Below are 19718 nucleotides of genomic sequence, written 5' to 3' on the forward strand. Positions count from 1 at the left end.
CTGCTCCTCCTTTTGATGGGGTAATTTGCAATCAACCTAATTCATAATTAGTAATTATGAATTATTTCGTCATTATCTGATTACAAGGTGAAATGAAAAAACGAGTGTTCATTTCACTCCTAATTAATAACGTTAAAGTCTTAGTCAACGCAATGAAAACAATTACTTCACTTTTTAGCAAAGAACGCAACCAACTCCAGATAGATATTGATAACACAATCGGCATTGAGCAAATAGTTAAACTGGTTCAAAACCGACTCGATAATCTCGAAAGAATTTACATTGAAAAGCTTAATTTGGCTCAAGTTCGTCTGGCTTCCTTTTTCTTGGATACGCTACGGCAGTCTATCGCCACTCTGGCAGCAGCTAACTATCTTCAAGTTGCTCCAACAGAACAAAGGCAAATTACTAATACAGGGACAAAGTTGTTTAGCAGCAGATTCATCCTGAAACTGCTAAAGGGACTAATTTATATAGGCATCTTAGGTTCGTTGTTTTCTTTAACTAAAACTACCCCAGGTGCTTGGATGGCTATCTTATTAACCTCTCTACTTATCGGACTAGAAATTGTACTTCAACTCGAATTAAACAACCAGCAAAATGATTCTATATCCGAAGGAGTATTGGAATTACCTCAACCGATTCTCCGGGTTGATAGCAAAGTATTTCTAGATCATCTTGGCGATGCTCTCAACACTATCGACTTAGCAGTAGCTAGATTAGAAGAATCAAATAAACATGAAGGCGACTTAGCAATAGAAGAACTGCCAGAGCTATTGAATTTTCTCCAAAGACTAATGGGCGCATCCAAACTTGATAAACCTCAAATGGCTTATGAACTGGCGAAACTTCTGCCACAGATTTTAATGTCTCAGGGAATTAACGCTCAAATTTACCGATCGAATAGCGATCGCGAATATTTTGACTTTGAGCCAAGTATCGACCCCGATACCAAAGAACACGTGACTCTAACGCCGGCTTTGTTAAAAGGCGATCGCTTGATTAGACGCGGTAGGGTAATTGAACCAGCATATTCCTCTGCTAGAGAATAATAGACAATAAGGGTATGGAAATTTTAGAAACAATCGGTTTTGATTTGGGACACGGTGAAACGGCTGTAGCGAAAGCGATCGTGGAAAGCATCGAACCTCCCCAAATGCTGGAGATAAATAACAAGAAGAACCAAATTACAGCCCTTGGCTGGCATCCCAAACTCGGTTATCTTGTCGGGGAACAAGCATTAATTCAAGCTGGCGTTACTCAACTGACAATCTCTTTCAAGCAAAAACCCAACAACGATCCCAAATATCGAGAAACAATTAGCACTTTTGTGGCAACCTACTACCGCCTTTTGAAAGAAAGCAAACAACTTGCAGGTGGGGAAAGTAGCTATTTTTACATTGGTTGCCCTTCAGGATGGACAATTAGCGATCGCACCGAATACCAAAAGCTGCTTCAAGAAGCTGGCATTCCCCAACTAAATGTTGTACCCGAATCGCGGGCTGCTTTCATGCAAGCCAAGGAAGCCGGGAAACTGGAGTATGACAAACTTGTTGCATCGGTGCTAATTGTCGATATTGGTTCTTCAACCACAGATTTTACTCTGGTTAAAAGTTTAGAAGAAATCCCGATAGATTTCGGGAGTAATACATTGGGAGCATCCCTAATTGACAAAGCTATTTTTGCCCGGACTCTCGCCAACCACGAACAAAAAGCATTACTGGAAAAAGTATTTCAGGAATATCCCCATCACCAAGCTCGTTGTGAACTTGCTTGCCGCAAAGCTAAAGAAGATTACTTTTCTAATGAACAGCTATACAGCGATCCTGCATCCTTTGCGCGTGGGTTCGAGTCAATCAACGAACAGATTTATTTTATTCCTCAAGTGAATAAATTGATGATCGAGGAAATTTTAAATCAACCCTTACCTGAACTGGAAAATCATAGTTGGATTAAATCATTTCGCGACTCTTTAAAGGAGGCGAAAGAAAAGCTAGAAAAACTTGGAATCGTGCCGAAACTTGTGCTGATGACTGGCGGTGCATCTCGCATGAAGTTCACGCACGTTCTTTGTCAGGAAATGTTTCCCGAACCAGAAACGCTGCTTCGCCCCGATCCAGAACCGGAACGTTGCATTGCTATGGGTTTAGCACGAGTAGGAAGATGGGATCTGCGTGCTGCTGCTTTTAAAGAAGAAGTGAACAAACTATTTACCTCGAACCAGCTTAAAGGTTTGATTGAAAGGCATATTCCAGAGTTAATCGAATCACTAACTAAGCCTTTGGCGGATGGCTTGATTGTCAACGCAGTTAAACCGAGTTTAAAAGATTGGCAAAAAAACAAAATACGGACTTTAGCCGATTTGGAAACAGCTTTGATCGGTCGGGCAGAACAGTGGCTCAAAAGCGATCGCGCCGTGCAGATAATTAATCATCAATGCGCTTTTTGGTTTAACAATAAAATCCAACCCGATTTAGCTGCACAAACCGATCCAATCTGTCGAAAGTTCCAGATACCTAGAAGCAGCTTAAGGTTCCAGGATAGTATTGACCCAACTTTTGTTAACCCAGAATTACAGATTGGAGATGCTATTCTGGCTGAGACAGTAGCATTTATCGTCAATGTAGTAATTGGTGGAGGCGCTGTGGCAAGCATCATCACTCTCATCCTAACTGGGCATTTAACCTGGCCGATTGCACTAGTATATGGGGCTTCGTTGATGGCAGCAGGAATGGAGCTAAATCGTAAGGGTGTTCAAGAAGTAATTAAGACAAATGTAGATGTACCTAGTTGGATTCGTTCTAATTTTTTGAGCGACAAAAAAATTGAGGATATATGCGATCAAATAAAGCCGGAGTTAGAGAAAGTTCTTCAAGAACAACTGACAGCAAATCAAGAAGCTTTTGACAAACTGATTGTCAAAGTTGAGCAAGGACTTCAAACAAGCCTTTCCACTAAGGTTCAATCTTGCATAATTCTGATTCAATAGTGGTGATGAGTGGCAGGAAATATAGCTTTTTAAAATTATTATGACATCGCCTATGTATTTTAAAAAAGTGGCAAGAGATAGTTAGAGTACTGGCAACGGCAAATAAATAGGAACACAACAGGAACAACTATAGCATTTCCTAATCGATGTACATCATAGCCCCCTCCTTGCTTGCGGGGAGGGGGTTGGGGGTGGGGTTCTCATACCTCACAAAAGCAGATAAACGCTATATTTTATCTAATTTTTCTACTTAACGGTGATTTCAATATGTAACCTGTTCAAAAGTCAATGATCCAAACAATAGTTGTCTTTCTCATCATTGGATTAATTATTACTGGGATTTTAGTCAATCCGATTTTAGTCAAAAGACGAAGAAACCGTCTCAAACATCGTCCTTTTCCTCCACTGTGGAATGCCATTATTGAGAATAATCTTCCCATTTATCTGTGTCTTTCTCCCGATGAACTCAGACGACTTCAGGGACATATTCAAGTATTCTTAGCAGAAAAGCAATTTATTGGCTGTAGAGGATTACAAGTGACAGAGGAAATGAAATTAACTCTTGCTGCTGTTGCTTGTTTACTTCTATTAAATGAACGAGGGCAGTACTTCCCTAGACTTCGTTCAATTTTGGTGTATCCCAACGCTTATTTTGTTCAGGAAACGAATTCCGTCGGAAAATATGTTGTTGAGGAAAAGCGTGTGGCCAGACTGGGTGAATCGTGGACAAATGACCAAGTAGTAGTGTCTTGGGAACAGGTGAAACAAGACATTAATAACTGGAAAGATGGACGTAATGTTGTGCTTCATGAATTCGCCCATCAATTAGATCAAGAAGATGGTAAAGCTGAAGGAGTTCCGATACTGCAAAATAACTCAGATTATGCTATTTGGGCAAAGGTAATGACAGAAGCATATCAGCAACTTTGCAATGATGTTCTACAAGGTGCAAAGACAGTAATGGATAGCTATGGCGCAACAAATCCCGCAGAATTTTTTGCCGTAGCGACTGAAACATTCTTTGAGAAACCGCACCAATTGCTGTCTAGGCATCCGGCACTTTATGAGCAACTGCAACGTTACTATCAATTAGATCCCGTGCAATGGGTGTGAAGTAAGTCGGCAAGAAAAAATCACATTATGTTCAGTTAATCAACCTTCCTTCAAAATATTTTACGAATTATGAATTACGTTTGCGCAGCGTTAGCGACGCAGGAGCGTCATTACGAATTACGAATTATTTTAACTAGGAGTTTTTCATCGCCAGAATCTTCAAAGCGACTGCTTCAGGGACGGGCATCACTGATAATCGATTTCCTTGTCTCACCAACATTAACTCTTCGGCGCTAAACTTCTCTTTGAGTATTGATAGCAAGATGGGGTTAGAAAAAGTCTCAACAAATTCCACTACAACTGTTTGCCAGCGAGGTGATTCGGAACTTGATTTCGGGTCGTAATATTTACTTTCTGGTTCAAACTGGGTCGGGTCAGCGATATCTTTTTTCACTACACGCATTAACCCAGCAATACCGGGAGGATTCGTGCTGGAGTGATAGAAAAAAGCTAAGTCTCCTTCATCCATTTGGCGCAAGAAGTTGCGAGCTTGATAATTGCGAACGCCGTCCCAGATAGTCTCTTTCTGCTGTTGGAGGTCAGCAATGCTATAGGCTTCTGGTTCTGATTTCATTAGCCAATAATTCATCTACACAAATTATCTATATATAAAACTATTTTAATTTTGAGCAGGTAAATAAGTTCGTAGTAAGGACTTTAATCCTTATTTTCTAAGCACCAAAGTGCTTACTACAAACCCTCTTATACTAGTGAATATTTAACTTAACTTCGGTAAGCTATAACGGCATAAAACGGATCTCCTCCAGCTGCACCCAACCACTGTAAGATATTCGGTAATGTTGATTTATGAGCTATAACTTCTGCGGTTGTAAATCCTGGAACTGATGCGAAGTAAGCTTTGACTAATTCTACTCGCTGTCCTTCTGAAGCCTCCCGCCAAGCTTGAATCGCTTTTTCAAAAAACATCCGGTTAGAAAAGCTGATGATTGCCACACCACCGGGTTTCAAGATGCGGTAAATCTCGGAAAATACTGCTTCTGGATATTGCATATATTGCACAGATACGCAATTGAGAACAGCATCAAAATCTTCATCTGGTAAAGGTAACTGGGGATTTTCGTTAAGATTTTGCACAAAGTAATGATTTAAGCGGGGATTTCGTGCTAATTCCTCAGCGTTGAGTCCGTGTCCCTCCACATGGTCAAACTGCATTTCTTCTGGTAAATGAGACACCCAACTGCTCATCATATCAAAAATGCGGGTGTTGGGTTTGAGGCGATCGCGATATAAATCCGTTAGCTGTTGAATAAATCCTTCATCGACATGGGTGACGAAGCGAGGATAGGTGTAGAACAGTTTATCGTCTGTGTCATCTAATTTCAGGCGCTGATTCGGTCTTAACTGCATAAATCTCTGTTTTGGAGTACTGTTTCCGAAATTTGCGGCAATTTCAGATACTTTTTCACAAACACTATGTAACATATTTTAATAACAGCAAAATACCTAAATAGCAGCATTCAATTTTTATCAATTTAATGTTATATAAACTACACTTCTTACAGCATATTTGGCGACAAATCCGCCTAATCGCATCATTACCCTATTTTAGTTTGTTAGTTTGGATACTGCCCTTATTACTATTTACTTCTGGACATAATAGCCTGATGGCGCATGATGAAGCACTTTACGCATCACGTGCCCGTCTGATGTTTGATTCTGGTAATTGGATAGCTCCTTGGGAAACAGCACATCATAAAACTCCTGGGCCTTATTGGTTAATTGCCAGTTTCTACAAGCTGTTTGGTATCAGTGATACTAGTGCGCGTCTTCCTAGTATGATTGCTGGCATTTTTAGCTTGTGGCTGGTGTATGAAATTGGCAAAATTATGCTAGGCAAAAAATTAGGTTGGCTAGCTGCTGCAATTTTAAGTGTGGAATTTCTCTGGCTACAATACTCTCGCTTAAGTACACCTGATGTACCGATGGTTCTCTTGGTGCTTTTAGCTATTTTGTCTTTAATCAAAACGGAATTACATCCCAAATCTCGCTACTGGTGGAGTTTTCTAGCTGGTTTAAGTTTAGGTTTAGGCTTCTTAGTTAGAAGCTTTATGATTTTTTTGCCAATTATAGCTTTATTACCTTATTTAATTTGGGAACATCGCCGTCATCGTCATCTTACTAACCCAATTTTATATTTAGGTTTTTTTGTAGGTTTAATACCTACCTGTGTTTGGTTGTGGTTAAGCTGGCTGCAATATGGAAATAATAGTTTTGAGGAGTTACTCAAGTTTGTTGTACAACTAAGTTCTGAAGAGCGGGAGTCTAATGGGCTACTATTCTATGTCTGGAATATTCCTGTAAAAGCATTCCCTTGGGCTTTTTTCGGACTTTTAGGTTTATTTTTAACTCTCCGTCGTCCTATTCCTTGTTACCAGTTAATATTAGTTGGTTTTCCACTTGTTTTATTTGTAGAAATTAGTATTTTTAGCACTCGTTTATCTCACTATAGTCTTTGCCTTTATCCGTTCATCGCTTTGTTTGCATCTGTAGGTTTAAGTTGGTTAGGCAATATTTACCAGACAGGAATTCCCCCACACTTCCCTCTTCAAAAAAGTAAAAAAAAGATATTGAACCTTTTTGCAAGAAATAATCTTCCCCGAAACCTCAGTTATGGCTTGGGTGGATTAGGTGTTTTACTTGTTATAGCGAGTATTGGCATTTTTAGCTGGGGTAGTTCTGATATCCGCAAGTATGCAAGTATTGGCTTGGCTATGGGCTTGGGTTGGTTAATTTTACCTATGGTGTGGATTGCTCGTTACCACTTTGACAAAAAGTTTCTCACAGCGCGTTATTGGATTGCAGGTTGGTTAATTCCCTGTTGGCTGGCTTTGGCGGCGATAGGTAGCATCGGTCTGTTAAGTGATTATAACTCTGGTTTAAAAACTTTTTTACAACAAAGTGCGATCGCTCCAATTCTCCAATCTCATCCTACGTACTATGTGGAGATGGACGCTAAAACGAAAGTACTGCTTAATTTCTATCTTCCTACTCGCCCGCAACCAGTAGTCTCTATTTCCCAAGTACCTGCTTTGAGCTATGCTTGGATCTATGCTAACCAGTCTTCTCAATTATCTCGACCTCACCGGATTATCGGCGCTGTCAAAGAGTATCAGTTGATTCAAGTTCTTCCCTAAGACATTATATTCAAGTTTTCGCTACTGCTTTGATACATTCTGTTTTCAGAAGAACTAAATTATCAGTCTCAAGAACTGTACAAGAGTTAATTAATGTTGCTAAAACAGGTAAAGCCTTTTGTAAATTTGCGTTTGCTTGTTGTGCCGCCGGCTGATATTGTTGTAGCCAAGTGTTTTTAGTTATATATTCTGAAAGGAACGCAGAACGTTCTAATAACCAAAAAGTTACATGGTATTTTTGAATAAAGTCTTTAACCTGATTAATATCATCAGTATATTGAGCATTAATCAGGTCAATCATCCGCTGGCGAAATTGAGCGTAATATTTTGTATGAATCGGTAATGCATATTCTTTACCCACCAAAATTGTTCTTTGAGCAAAGATGGGTATGTTATCTGCTTCTTGGGAAGTAGAGGCTATGACAATATTTTGCGGTTGCTTTTGCAAAAAATTATATAATGTTGGGGCTTGACCTTCTAAATAAGGGGTTTTAGGAAAAACTTTTAAGCTATTAGGGTACAAAATGAGTCCTGCACCAAGAATCGTAATAGTCCCCAAGATTAAAATTTGTCTGCCATTTTGTCTTGACCATCGCAATGTAGCATCTAAAATTAAGGTAATAGAGATTGCTGCTGCAAGAGCAAGTACTATCTTAAAAGTATGATGGGTGTAGCGGCTAGGCCAGTGCAATTTAAAAGCTAAGGCATGGGCAGTAAAAAACATGATTAAACTAGCTATTACTACCTGTAGTAATAGTTTGACTTCATCCTTTACTTGTTTGGTTAGCAGAAAGTGAGATTGGAATTTCAGGATAATTGGTAAAAATAAACCAAATAATAGTTGAGGAGGTGCAATTAAAGCAAAAAAACCGCTATCTCTACCATCAAACCAATAACTAATAATATTATGAGTAAAATACCTAAATCTTCCTCCATCCCAGTACTCTGGCATAGTTCTCGCAACAGCAGCAGTAATTGTCGGGCCAAATTGTGATGATTGAATAGTATAAGGTAAAATTAGGATGCCAGCAGTTATAGTGGCTGCTACAAATAAAATAAAATCTTTTCGGTTACGAGAAATAGTTATTTGCCCATTCTGCCAGCGAAATAATCTCAAAACTAAAATTAATAAATTGATAAAACCTATGATAGGGTATATTAAACATTGGAGCGCAAATACAATTAATATACCAAATACTGAAGAGCGTATTAAATAATATATAAAAGCTAAAACCAGGGAATAAATAAAATCTCTAGGTGTAGCAGAAAATAGGTCATCATGAAGGCAAAGGCTTTGATTTAAAAGTAAAGAGGCGAGAAATCCCACCATTGGTACTGGTAATATCTCCATAGCAACTATAAAGCAATAGCTAGTTGTAATTACTCCCAGTACTAATGGAAAAATTTTGCCAAATAAAATTGGAGCTATATTTAAAGCTGCAATTATTTTATAAACAATACTATACCCAATTGGTGTCACAGACTGAAAATAATCAGCAATTAAATCCCCAGGAAATAAATCTGGGTTAAAGTAACGATACACCCAAGAAATATATTCCCGTGCATCGTCGCTCACTATATATTTGCTGGTGAAAGCTTGTCGCAGCCCCATAAAAATATAACCAACAGCAAAAGTTAGACTGAGACTGTACCAAAAAATAACAGTCAATCTAGATTGATGTCTGCTTTTTTGAGTAATAGGTGTTGTTAAAAATTTTTGTAATAGTGAAATTAGCATTGCACGCGTCTATGTCTGAATAAATTATGTTAATTAGAAAAATTAAAAGCTTTTTTCAATTTTTCTGATTGTACAATCTTCAAGTACTGAGCGGTCATTTATCAAGCCAATAATTCTAGTAACACTCTGTTTTTTACCCAGAACGAAAGGTCATGAAAGCCGAACTGTCTGGATTAAGCCGGGGACTAGGGACTGGGAAGAAGGAATAAAGGTGTACTGAGTTTTTTTTACGCAATCAAATATGAGTCCTATATTTTCCCATTCATATCTAACAAGTAGGCTCTATTTCGCAAATACCAGTTTTGAGCTATGCTTGGATCAATGCTGACCAGTCCCCTAAATTACCTTGGTCTTACCGCATTCTTGGTACAGTAAAAGAGTACCAGTTGATTCAAGTTCTTCCCTAAGATAGATGTAAAGTAACATTGCTAAAAAAGATTAGTTTAGTTATGATAATAGTACGCACACTAAGTATTTTGCTAAATGGTTTCTACATCTAATCACTCCCCAACCTTAGAGTCGTGGCAGCAAAATCTGGCACCATACAATTTGGGCTACAGAATCAAATTAGTCTCACAACTGCTGAGTCGCAAGTTTACTGAGAGGCTAGAACCCTTTGGACTGACCCCATTTCACTGGTTGGTGTTGTGCTGTCTTTGGCAAGAAGATGGTTTACCTACTTCTAGTATTGGGGATAAACTCAAACAAGTGGGAGGGACTTTAACAGGCGTACTAGATCGGATGGAAGAACGCGGTTTGGTGCGTCGCGAACGCGACACTCAAGACCGGCGCATCTGGCGGATCTGGCTCACGGATGCAGGAAAGGAATTAGAAGCTGTTTTACCGCCAATCGCCGCAGCCGTGCGTGATGAAGCAATGGATGGTATTTCCTTTGCCGATCGCGAACTGTTTTCCCAAATCTTGAATCGAGCGATCGCTAACCTGTCTTAAAGATGATTTTATAATCACCCGACCGGGGGAGGCAGTGTAAAGATATGTTTTGAGATAATATTACGCATACTAAGGAATAAGGATTTTTTTCCGGGAAAACTACGCATTCTAAATAAACGACTATTAATCAAGTTATTGAACGGGCAAACGAGGTAAGAATCATGGGTGCTAATACTTTAAACGGACGCAACGGACACAAAACCCCAACTTTAGAAAAAGAAGTGATTCCCGATTTAGAGACTTTAGAAACTGTTACTACAGAGACATCCACAACAGCAGAAGCACCTGTTGTAACTCCTGAGACGGAGAAAGAAGTTCCAGCAAAACCGAAGCGGAAAAGACCGACTGGTTTAATTTTGGCAGGATTAGGCGTAGGTGCGATCGCCGCAGGCGCTTTTGGTTTTCACTACTGGCAATACGCCTCCACCCACCAGGAAACAGACAACGCCACCGTTGCGGGAAATATTCACCAAGTTAGTAGCCGCATTCCTGGAACTATAAGTGAAGTGCTGGTGAATGACAACCAACTGGTACAACCAGGACAATTGTTAGTGAAGTTAGATCCACGAGACTATGAAAGTAAGGTACAACAAGCACAAGCCGCCCTCGAAAATGCTGGTGGTCAAGCGCAAGCTGCTCAAGCAAATATTGCTTTGAGTTCACAAACCACCACTGGTAAGACAACTCAAGCACAAGGAGATGTCAGTAGTGCAGTAGCAGCAATTTCTACAGCCCAAGCAGCAGTCCAGGAAGCCCAAGCTGGGATACCAGCAGCGCAAGCTGAAGTCAGACTAGCCGAAGCAGGGATTCCTGCCGCCCAAGCGCAGGTAGCGCAAACAAACGCGAATTTGGAAAATGCCCAAGCAGATTACAATCGTTACAACCAGTTGTATCAATCAGGTGCGATCGCTCGCCAGCAGCTAGACGCATCCAAGGCCGCTTTTAACGTAGCTACAGCACAAAGGAATGCTGCTCTTCAGGGAGTACAACAAGCTCAAGCCAGGTTAGCCTCTGCGAGAGTTGGTGTTGCCAAAGCCCAGTCTCAATTAGCACAAGCGCAAGAAAATGTCACCAACGCCCAAGCTAAATTGGCAGCATCTAAGGGAGGATTGCAACAAGCTACCGCAGGCGGACAAGATACCACAGTTAAGCGTAGTCAATACGAAGCGGCAAAAGCAGCGATCGCGCAATCAGAAGCATCACTCAAAGACGCACAATTGCAACTATCTTATGTAAATGTTACCGCTCCCAGTGCTGGACGGGTAGGTAGGAAAAATGTGGAAGTTGGCAACCGCGTCGCAGCAGGAACACCATTAATGGCGATCGTCGATAACAGCTATTGGGTAGTTGCGAACTTCAAAGAAACTCAATTAGAAAAGATGCGGCCAGGAGAGCCAGTAGAGATCAAGTTAGATAGTTTCCCTCATCACACCTTTACCGGTCGTGTTGACAGTATTTCGCCAGCTTCCGGCGCTCAGTTTGCTTTATTGCCACCCGATAATGCTACAGGTAACTTTACTAAAGTCGTCCAACGCATTCCAGTAAAAGTAGTTTTCGACCAAAAGAGCATTCAAGGATATGAATCGCGGATTACTCCTGGGATGTCTGCGGAAGTTGCGGTGGAAGTCAAGTAATATCATGTTTCCCAAATTACCCATAATAAAAGAACCCCACCCCCAGCCCCTCCCCGCTTGCGGGGAGGGGAGACAAAGTGTAGCTTTGGCGGGGTGGGGTTCTTGGGGTTTAGTAAGTAATCAACCAGACATCATTAAATACGAAATTACCTGTAAACAAAATGAAAAACCTCTTTCTGCCTATGACATTCTCCTACATCTAAAGAGAGGCGTATAGAGATCGGGTGAAATGATATCTATGAAAGCAGATTGGTATAAAACAAGCCTGAGATGAAAAAACCGCTACTACCTGCATTAAGGTCAAGAAACTACCAACTGTTTTTTGCTGGGCAAGGTATTTCCCTAATTGGGACGTGGATGACGCAACTTGCCACAATTTGGCTAGTTTATGACTTGACAAAATCCCCATTCATGCTGGGAGTTGTGGGATTTTCTAGTCAAATTCCTAACTTTTTTTTAGCTCCCTTTGGTGGAGTATTTGTAGATCGCTTTTCTCGGTATCGTACCTTAATTGGTACGCAAGTCTTGGCGATGATTCAATCGTTAACATTAGCAGTGCTGGCGCTAACTGGAGTGATTGAGGTATGGCACATCATCGCCTTGAGCTTGTTTCAAGGATTTATTAACGCCTTAGATGCGCCAGCTCGTCAAGCTTTTGTGCCAGAATTAGTTGAACGCAGAGAAGATTTAGCCAATGCGATCGCGATTAATTCCACGATGTTCAACGGAGCTAGATTAATTGGCCCTGCGATCGGGGGTTTATTAATTGCTGGCGTTGGAACTGGCTATTGTTTTTTAATTGATGGTTTGAGCTACGTTGCTGTAATCGCCGGTTTATTGGCGATGAAAGTTAAACCTTGGAAAAATTCGGTAACTGATGGTAATCCCTTACAAAAAGTCAAAGAAGGATTTGTATATGCCTTTAGCTTCTCACCTATTCGATCCATTTTATTATTATCAGCTTTAGTCAGCCTGATGGGACTGCAAAACACTATTCTCGTCCCCGTTATTGCCGAACAAGTTCTCAAAGGTGGTGCAGAAAGTTTGGGTTTTTTGATGGCTGCATCTGGAGTTGGAGCTTTAATCGGTGGTATTTATCTAGCTACGCGCCAAACAATCTTAGGAATTGGGAAATTGATTGCTCTAGCTCCAGCAATTTTAGGAAATGGTCTAATTGCCTTTTCTTTATCTAGATTTTTACCACTCTCTTTATTTACAATGTTATTTGTTGGCTTAGGAACAATTCTTCAGATTGCTGCTAGCAACACATTTTTACAAACCATTGTTGAAGACGATAAACGCGGGCGATTGATGAGCTTATACACAATGTCATTTTTGGGAATGATTCCCGTAGGTAATTTATTAGGAGGTTTCCTAGCAAGTCGTATTGGCGCTCCTAACACTTTAATGATTGATGGGATAGCTTGTATTTTAGGGTCAATTCTTTTTAGCAGACAGTTACCTGCTTTAAGAAAAATAATGCGTCCAATTTATGAGCAAAAGGGGATTATTACGACTCAAGAAGTTTAAGATAAATAACCTCAGTTAAATTTAGATTTATGTTAACGAGACTTTCTATAGCAATTCTTTTTTAATTTTTAGCGTTGCTGATTCCAGCTCGCGCAGAGGCAAAGAACATATTGCTATAAGATTCAATAATAAAGTTTTTTGCTACTTAACCTTGAAACTGGAACAAACTTATGGCTAATACAGGTGTAATTCGTCAGCAAGGGCAAAATCCTGCTTTACCACCAGAGCGTGTACCGTTAAGAATCTGGATTGGTGTATTAGCCAGTATGCTTGGTGCATTTATGGCGGTATTGGATATTCAAATAACTAATGCTTCACTGCAAGATATTCAAGCAAGTTTAGGAGCAACTCTCGAAGAAGGTTCTTGGATTTCTACCGCATATCTTGTAGCAGAAATTGTGGTAATTCCTCTAACAGGATGGTTATCACGAGTATTTTCTCTGCAACGTTATTTATTAGTCAATACTGCACTCTTTATCTTCTTTTCTATATGCTGTGCTTGGTCGTGGGATCTTAATTCCATGATTTTCTTTCGCGCCTTGCAAGGTTTTAGCGGAGGAGTACTAATTCCCACTGCTATGACAGTTGTATTAACAACTTTACCCCAATCAAAACAATCAGTCGGACTGGCTGCATTTGGGTTTAGTGCAGTTTTTGCGCCTTCAATTGGCCCGACATTAGGAGGTTGGTTAACCGAAAATTTTGGTTGGGAATACAACTTTTATATCAATGTAATTCCAGGAGCATTAATGCTGGCTGGTGTTTGGTACGGAATTAAGCAAGAAAAACCCCAAATTAATTTACTGAAACAAGGTGACTGGTGGGGAATTATTGCAATGGCTATTGGCTTAGGTTCCCTGCAAGTTGTTTTAGAAGAAGGTAGCCGTAAAGATTGGTTTGGTTCAGGGTTGATTGTGCGCTTAAGTGTAATTGCAGTAATTTTTTTGGCGATATTTTTCTTTATAGAATTAACTCGTAAACAACCATTTATTGATTTACGGCTTGTACTTAGGCGGAACTTTGGTTTAGCCAGTATTGTTAATGTGTCGTTGGGAGTAGGATTGTATGGTTCAATTTATATTTTACCATTGTATCTCGCTCAAATTCAACAATACAATGCTCTGCAAATTGGTGAAGTATTAATTTGGGCCGGTATTCCTCAACTGTTTATTATTCCCTTCATACCAAAATTGATGCAACGCCTTGACGTGCGTTTCATGGTAGCTTTTGGTGTGACTTTGTTTTCCATCAGTGCATTTATGAACTCTGGAATGACTAATGAAACAGGGTTAGATCAATTACGCTGGTCGCAATTTGTGCGTGCAATGGGACAACCCCTAATTATGGTGCCGCTTAGTTCTATTGCTACTGCTGGTTTGAGTCCGAAAGAAGCAGGTTCGGCAAGTGGTTTATTTAATATGATGCGGAATCTAGGCGGTTCTATTGGAATTGCTTCTTTAGCGACTTTATTAGCAAACAGAGAGCAATTTCACTCGAATAGATTGGGTGATGGAGTATCTTTATATAATCCAGAAATTCAACAACGAATTGACCAAATGACGCAGTATTTTGTCAGTAAAGGAGCAGATTTAAGTACAGCCCAAAATCAGGCGATCGCATCTATATCCAATATAGTCCGCCGGGAAGCATTTGTAATGGCTTTTAACGATTGTTTCTACTTTATTGGTATTGCATTATTACTCAGTGGGATTGCCATTTTATTCCTCAAAAAGGTGAAGCCAAGTGGCGGCGCTGTTGCTCATTAGATTTGTGTCCTATGGGTTAAAATGTTTGATAAAACTACTAAGGTACTAAAATGGTCATTAGCCAAAGTGAGTACTATATCTCCCCAGAAGAATATTTAGAAGGCGAGAAAGTAAGTGAAATCAAACACGAGTATATTGATGGGCAAGTCTACGCAATGGCAGGGGCAAGTGATGCTCATGTAACTGTAGTAGGAAACTTGTTTGTACTACTGCGAAACCATCTCCGGGGTAGTGCTTGCCGTGTCTATATGTTAGATATGAAAGCACAAATTGAGGTCATAAATCGCTATTTTTATCCCGATGTGATGGTGACTTGCGATATACGAGATAAAGAATTTGAATATTTTAAGTGCTATCCTTCCTTAATTATCGAAGTGCTTTCTGAATCAACCGAAGGCTATGACAGAGGGAAGAAATTTGCCAGCTACCGACACTTAGAATCACTGCAAGAATATGTGCTAATTTCACCAGATAGAATGAGTGTAGAATGCTTCCGCCGCAACGAACAAGGACAGTGGGTACTTTACCCTTATGAACAAGAGGGAGAAGTGCATTTAGCTAGCGTTGATTTTCGTTGTGCGATCGCAGAAATATATGAAGATGTAATATTAGTAGATGAGAATATTTCCTAATCTAACATTTCTGGATCAATTCCTAAAGCATTGAGTTGTTCAGCAGATAGCGATCGCAACTTCTCTGTAATTAAGAGCCGCTTTTGTCGTTCAGTTTCAGCGTTTTGTCGCTCAACCACAGCACGTTCCTCACCCGTTAGCAGTAAATTTCCTTGTGTATCCCACCACCGCAACCAAGGTAAATCTGCATTTTGATAAAATCCTTGCCAGATTCCTAACTCTACACCCATAGGAGCAATTGGGTAATGTCCTCGTTCATTGGGTTGCATCAGTTGATAAGTATTATCGAGTAGGTGGTAAACTTCTACTTGAGCTTTTGCTACTTCATAAATTCCATAATAAGGCACTCGAATTGCCTGCTCATAAACCCAAAACTTACCAACATTTCCACCTTCACCTTGAGATGGCGGTGTGTTATCTCGTTCTTCTGAACCATCTCCAGAGACAAATTCAATCACAATTAAGGGCGCAACATACTCCTTCCACAACACATAAGAACGGCGCATTTTACCGTTAAGTGTCGGTGGTACATTGGGTACATAAAACCAGTCTGGTGCTTCAGCCCCTTTCTCAGGAGGATCTGTTAATCGCCAGTAGATACCAGAATCTTGTCCAATACAATATTGACTGTCGGGATGAAGTTTCTCTAAAACAGGTTTAATTGAATCTGTAATTAAAATGCTTTGCGGATGCTCTTGAAGATTTTTCACGAATGTACCATCTGAGTCTGGTAACTGAGTGTGATCGGGTAAAGTTAATGCCGATAAGGAAGTCATAGGCTTTAACGAAGGTTTGTCTGATTTTTATTGTAGATTGCTATTTTGCTATTTTTGAATAGACATATGACTAAGTTAGATGCCATTTATATAACAAAAGTCAATCTTTCTATATGAAAAAAGCTATTACGATTACTGCGGATATTCTTTATATCCTCACAATCATTCGCATTCGGCTTAACTATAGACAATAGAAAATGAGAACCTATTGCTCGTAAATCGTATGGTATTACATGAGTTGGTATATCAAAAATCCATCCTATGCCTGCCCATGCAGTATTTTCTGAACGTTCCCAGATTACCCTTGTGTATCTCCCATCCATGTGAAAAATCACTCTTACAGTTTCTCTGGCTAACAGAAATATTTCATTCATGACAATACAATTATTCTGTTTTGATGCTTTTGAGAGGGTGGGATAGCCCACCCCACAATCATTACAAACCAAATGCAAAATTCCGCAGTAATAGATGCATAATACCCGATCGCATTTCTAGCAAAGCATCTTTAAAGCCGATCGCAGCAACTCTTTTTAACTTTTATCCACTGAATAATATGGTTCTCAGGAAACACTAGGCTCATCAGCAGTTTTGATCTCTTTTAAAATTCGTTCTACTTGGTTAACTTTTTCACCTCTATTCTGTTCTTTGAAAATATTTAAAGCTTTTTCTAAAGAAGATAGCGCCTCGTCTTTTTTATTTGTTTGCCACAATGCTATTGCAAAATTAGTCAGCCCTTCGCCATAATTAGGATTAATTTCCAGAGCTTTTTTATATTCAGTAATGGCTTCTTGCCAGCGACCTTGGCTTGCGTAAACAACACCGATCGCATTGTAAGCTAGAGCGTATTTTGGCTTAAGGCGAATGGCTTCTCGATAAGAACTAATTGCATCTTCTGGTTTCTTTTGCCGAAAAAGTACATTTCCCAGTTGAAAGTGTCCGAAAGCATCTTCTGGGAATTTTTTAATTAATTTGCGTAAATTTTCCTCTGCACCTGTTAAGTCTCCCTGACTAAATAAACCATTGGCTTGTTGCAGGAGTTGCGATCGCTCTGGTGTATCTGTACCTGAAGATTGGGCGATTTTTTGTGGTTGTCTCTGTGCAAGCTGTTCTGGCGAATGCAAAGAAACTTTTCCAGGAACCGCTAACACTAATGGTGATATCCCCATTACACTGATAATACTCAGCATCATGCAGCCAACAGGTTGAACAAATGCTGATTTGGATTTGCACTTCACCTTCATCGCCCTGAATGCCTCAATAATGTTCTAATCTTTATGATAAATTGGCCTGCGTTAGCGCGTAATGCATCACAAGAGAGACGATAAGGGCGCATATATATGCGCCCTTATTAAGCTAATTTGGAATTATTTACACACCTTCTCGTAACTTATCCAACACACTCCGATCTTCCAATGTCGAAGTATCTCCAGATACCTCTTGTCCGGCAGCTAGATTCCGCAGCAAGCGCCGCATAATCTTACCCGATCGCGTTTTGGGCAAAGCGTCTGTAAAGCGAATTTCTCCGGGACGTGCGATCGCACCGATTTCTTTGACAACGTGCTGCTTGAGTTCTTTACTCAGTTCTTCACTTCCCTGATAAGTGCCTTCTAAAGTCACAAAAGCAACTACTTCTTCACCCTTAAGTTCATCGGGTTTACCTACTACCGCCGCTTCTGCAACCGCTGGATGCGAAACTAAGGCTGATTCTACTTCCATTGTACCGAGTCGATGCCCTGAGACATTCAACACGTCATCCACACGACCCATTACCCAAAAGTAACCATCTTCATCAAGTCTAGCGCCATCACCAGCAAAGTAAGTATAGTTCCCATCTTTGGGTGGAATGTGTTCCCAATAGGTGCGGCGGAAGCGTTCTGGATCGCCGTAAACTGTCCGCATCATTCCTGGCCAGGGATGGCGCACCGCCAAATAACCACCTTCCTTATTGGGTACGGTGTTTCCTTCTAAATCCACGATATCTGCAATAATTCCAGGGAAGGGGAGGGTTGCTGAACCGGGTTTAGTGGGAATTGCTCCTGGTAGCGGTGTAATCATGATACCGCCGGTTTCTGTTTGCCACCAAGTATCAACTATTGGACAACGTTCTCCACCAATAACTTTGTGATACCACATCCAAGCTTCGGGGTTAATCGGTTCGCCGACGGTTCCCAGCAAACGCAACGAAGACAAGTTTCGCGCATTCGGATGTTGTTCGCCCATCTTAATAAATGCCCGAATTGCTGTAGGTGCTGTATAAAAAATATTCACGCCGTATTTTTCAATTACATCCCAGAAACAGCCAGGATTAGAAGTCCGGGGCGCACCTTCATACATTATCGTGGTTGCACCGTTGGAAAGCGGGCCGTAAACAATGTAGCTATGTCCCGTAATCCAACCGACATCTGCGGTACACCAGTATACATCTGTGTCTTGCAGGTCAAAGATCCACTTGGTGGTGATATGGGTATACAGATTATAACCAGCAGTTGTATGCACTACACCCTTCGGTTTGCCGGTGCTGCCAGAAGTGTAGAGGACAAACAGCATATCTTCACTGTCCATCGGTTCGGCGGGACAATCTGCTGATACACCTTTTTGCAAATCATGCCACCAATGGTCGCGTCCACCCAACTGCATATAAGTTTCTTGTCCGGTGCGCTTGACAACTAGGACATTTTCAACGCTGGGAACAGCACCATCAGCCAAGGCTTTATCTACTTGTGCCTTGAGAGGAACGATCGCATCTTTGCGCCAACCACCATCAGCCGTGATTACCAGTTTAGCTTGAGCATCAATTAAGCGATCGCGCAAAGCTTCGGCACTAAAACCACCAAATACTACGCTGTGGGGTGCGCCGATTCTGGCACAAGCTAACATGGCGATCGCAGCTTCGGGAATCATTGGCATATAAATACCAACGCGATCGCCTTTTTGTACGCCCAGTTGCTTCAACACATTGGCGAACTGGCAAACTTCCCGGTGCAGTTGGGCGTAGGTAAGGGTACGGGAATCACCTGGTTCTCCTTCCCAAATCAATGCGGCTTTATTTTTGCGCCAGGTAGTGAGATGTCTGTCAAGGCAGTTGTAAGAAATATTCATCTTACCGCCAACGAACCACTTAGCAAAAGGTGGTTGCCAATCTAATACTGTGTCCCATTTTTGGAACCATTCTAATTCTTTTCCAGCTAAATCTGCCCAAAATTGCTGCGGATCGGCTTTGGCTTGGTCGTAGAGACGCTGATAGTCATCCAGACTTTTGATATGGGCGTTATGCGAGAATTCTGAACTAGGATGAAAAAGGCGGTTTTCCTGTAGGATTGATTCTATAGTTGGTTGAGCCATGATTACATTTACGAGCGGTATTGTTACTGAAAACTATTTTTAGCTTAGTTGTGCGAGACGCTGTTTAGATTTTCGTTAAGCTAGATAAAAAT

At 40.7% G+C, this 19718-nt stretch carries 15 protein-coding genes; 9 read left to right on the forward strand and 6 right to left on the reverse strand.

Annotated features, from left to right (window positions below; translation table 11 throughout):
- The first annotated feature begins 152 nt into the window (after positions 1-152).
- The 3 genes from RMZ95_RS02170 to RMZ95_RS02180 all read left to right on the forward strand — a co-directional run bounded on the left by RMZ95_RS02170 (position 153) and on the right by RMZ95_RS02180 (position 4102).
- On the forward strand, positions 153-1052 hold the full coding sequence (locus RMZ95_RS02170; RefSeq protein ID WP_322683387.1) for a hypothetical protein: 900 nt from the start codon (positions 153-155) through the stop codon (positions 1050-1052).
- A 14-nt stretch (positions 1053-1066) separates the two neighbouring features.
- Positions 1067-2989 (forward strand): Hsp70 family protein, encoded by a 1923-nt coding sequence (locus RMZ95_RS02175; protein ID WP_322683388.1) that lies wholly within the window; start codon positions 1067-1069, stop codon positions 2987-2989.
- A gap of 288 nt (positions 2990-3277) precedes the next feature.
- Positions 3278-4102: a M90 family metallopeptidase gene (locus RMZ95_RS02180; RefSeq protein ID WP_322683389.1), complete on the forward strand. Its 825-nt coding sequence runs from the start codon at positions 3278-3280 to the stop codon at positions 4100-4102.
- Between the two features lie 133 nt (positions 4103-4235).
- Here RMZ95_RS02180 and RMZ95_RS02185 read toward each other — a convergent pair whose 3' ends face one another.
- A complete protein-coding gene (locus RMZ95_RS02185; protein WP_322683390.1) occupies positions 4236-4691 on the reverse strand; it encodes an EVE domain-containing protein in 456 nt (151 codons plus the stop codon).
- A gap of 134 nt (positions 4692-4825) precedes the next feature.
- Complete coding sequence (locus RMZ95_RS02190; protein WP_322683391.1) at positions 4826-5470, reverse strand: class I SAM-dependent methyltransferase; 645 nt, start codon at positions 5468-5470, stop codon at positions 4826-4828.
- Positions 5471-5598: 128 nt separating this feature from the next.
- Between RMZ95_RS02190 and RMZ95_RS02195 the strand changes: the two genes are divergently transcribed.
- Positions 5599-7257: an ArnT family glycosyltransferase gene (locus tag RMZ95_RS02195; protein ID WP_322683392.1), complete on the forward strand. Its 1659-nt coding sequence runs from the start codon at positions 5599-5601 to the stop codon at positions 7255-7257.
- 10 nt (positions 7258-7267) lie between these two features.
- Here the strand turns inward: RMZ95_RS02195 and RMZ95_RS02200 are convergent, their stop codons facing one another.
- A complete protein-coding gene (locus RMZ95_RS02200) occupies positions 7268-8926 on the reverse strand; it encodes a hypothetical protein (RefSeq protein ID WP_322683393.1) in 1659 nt (552 codons plus the stop codon).
- Between the two features lie 552 nt (positions 8927-9478).
- Between RMZ95_RS02200 and RMZ95_RS02205 the strand changes: the two genes are divergently transcribed.
- The 5 genes from RMZ95_RS02205 to RMZ95_RS02225 all read left to right on the forward strand — a co-directional run bounded on the left by RMZ95_RS02205 (position 9479) and on the right by RMZ95_RS02225 (position 15508).
- Complete coding sequence (locus RMZ95_RS02205; RefSeq protein WP_094348154.1) at positions 9479-9946, forward strand: MarR family winged helix-turn-helix transcriptional regulator; 468 nt, start codon at positions 9479-9481, stop codon at positions 9944-9946.
- Between the two features lie 161 nt (positions 9947-10107).
- Positions 10108-11580, forward strand: coding sequence for an HlyD family efflux transporter periplasmic adaptor subunit (locus RMZ95_RS02210; protein ID WP_322683394.1), 1473 nt, complete (start codon positions 10108-10110; stop codon positions 11578-11580).
- Positions 11581-11850: 270 nt separating this feature from the next.
- On the forward strand, positions 11851-13110 hold the full coding sequence (locus RMZ95_RS02215) for an MFS transporter (RefSeq protein WP_322683395.1): 1260 nt from the start codon (positions 11851-11853) through the stop codon (positions 13108-13110).
- A gap of 170 nt (positions 13111-13280) precedes the next feature.
- The gene (locus RMZ95_RS02220; RefSeq protein ID WP_322670795.1) at positions 13281-14876 is read left to right on the forward strand and encodes a DHA2 family efflux MFS transporter permease subunit; all 1596 of its coding nucleotides are present in this window, start codon (positions 13281-13283) and stop codon (positions 14874-14876) included.
- A 50-nt stretch (positions 14877-14926) separates the two neighbouring features.
- Positions 14927-15508, forward strand: coding sequence for a Uma2 family endonuclease (locus RMZ95_RS02225; protein ID WP_322683396.1), 582 nt, complete (start codon positions 14927-14929; stop codon positions 15506-15508).
- On the opposite strand, the gene RMZ95_RS02230 is transcribed toward RMZ95_RS02225, so the two are convergent.
- The 3 genes from RMZ95_RS02230 to acs all read right to left on the reverse strand — a co-directional run bounded on the left by RMZ95_RS02230 (position 15505) and on the right by acs (position 19626).
- A complete protein-coding gene (locus tag RMZ95_RS02230) occupies positions 15505-16284 on the reverse strand; it encodes a Uma2 family endonuclease (protein WP_322683397.1) in 780 nt (259 codons plus the stop codon). The genes RMZ95_RS02225 and RMZ95_RS02230 overlap by 4 nt on opposite strands.
- Before the next feature lie 560 nt (positions 16285-16844).
- Entirely contained in the window at positions 16845-17525 is a 681-nt protein-coding gene (locus RMZ95_RS02235; protein WP_322683398.1) for a tetratricopeptide repeat protein, read from the reverse strand.
- Between the two features lie 127 nt (positions 17526-17652).
- Positions 17653-19626 (reverse strand): acetate--CoA ligase, encoded by a 1974-nt coding sequence (acs, locus tag RMZ95_RS02240; protein WP_322683399.1) that lies wholly within the window; start codon positions 19624-19626, stop codon positions 17653-17655.
- Positions 19627-19718 lie beyond the last annotated feature (92 nt).

The sequence above is a fragment of the Nostoc sp. DedQUE07 genome (genome assembly GCF_034530975.2).
Taxonomy (GTDB): Bacteria; Cyanobacteriota; Cyanobacteriia; order Cyanobacteriales; family Nostocaceae; genus Nostoc.

Coding starts and splice junctions, on each gene's coding strand:
- RMZ95_RS02170 (WP_322683387.1), top strand. CDS start 153: ATGAAAACAATTACTTCACTTTTTAGCAAAGAACGCAACCAACTCCAG.
- RMZ95_RS02175 (WP_322683388.1), top strand. CDS start 1,067: ATGGAAATTTTAGAAACAATCGGTTTTGATTTGGGACACGGTGAAACG.
- RMZ95_RS02180 (WP_322683389.1), top strand. CDS start 3,278: ATGATCCAAACAATAGTTGTCTTTCTCATCATTGGATTAATTATTACT.
- RMZ95_RS02185 (WP_322683390.1), bottom strand. CDS start 4,691: ATGAATTATTGGCTAATGAAATCAGAACCAGAAGCCTATAGCATTGCT.
- RMZ95_RS02190 (WP_322683391.1), bottom strand. CDS start 5,470: ATGCAGTTAAGACCGAATCAGCGCCTGAAATTAGATGACACAGACGAT.
- RMZ95_RS02195 (WP_322683392.1), top strand. CDS start 5,599: ATGTTATATAAACTACACTTCTTACAGCATATTTGGCGACAAATCCGC.
- RMZ95_RS02205 (WP_094348154.1), top strand. CDS start 9,479: ATGGTTTCTACATCTAATCACTCCCCAACCTTAGAGTCGTGGCAGCAA.
- RMZ95_RS02210 (WP_322683394.1), top strand. CDS start 10,108: ATGGGTGCTAATACTTTAAACGGACGCAACGGACACAAAACCCCAACT.
- RMZ95_RS02215 (WP_322683395.1), top strand. CDS start 11,851: ATGAAAAAACCGCTACTACCTGCATTAAGGTCAAGAAACTACCAACTG.
- RMZ95_RS02220 (WP_322670795.1), top strand. CDS start 13,281: ATGGCTAATACAGGTGTAATTCGTCAGCAAGGGCAAAATCCTGCTTTA.
- RMZ95_RS02225 (WP_322683396.1), top strand. CDS start 14,927: ATGGTCATTAGCCAAAGTGAGTACTATATCTCCCCAGAAGAATATTTA.
- RMZ95_RS02230 (WP_322683397.1), bottom strand. CDS start 16,284: ATGACTTCCTTATCGGCATTAACTTTACCCGATCACACTCAGTTACCA.
- RMZ95_RS02235 (WP_322683398.1), bottom strand. CDS start 17,525: ATGAAGGTGAAGTGCAAATCCAAATCAGCATTTGTTCAACCTGTTGGC.
- acs (WP_322683399.1), bottom strand. CDS start 19,626: ATGGCTCAACCAACTATAGAATCAATCCTACAGGAAAACCGCCTTTTT.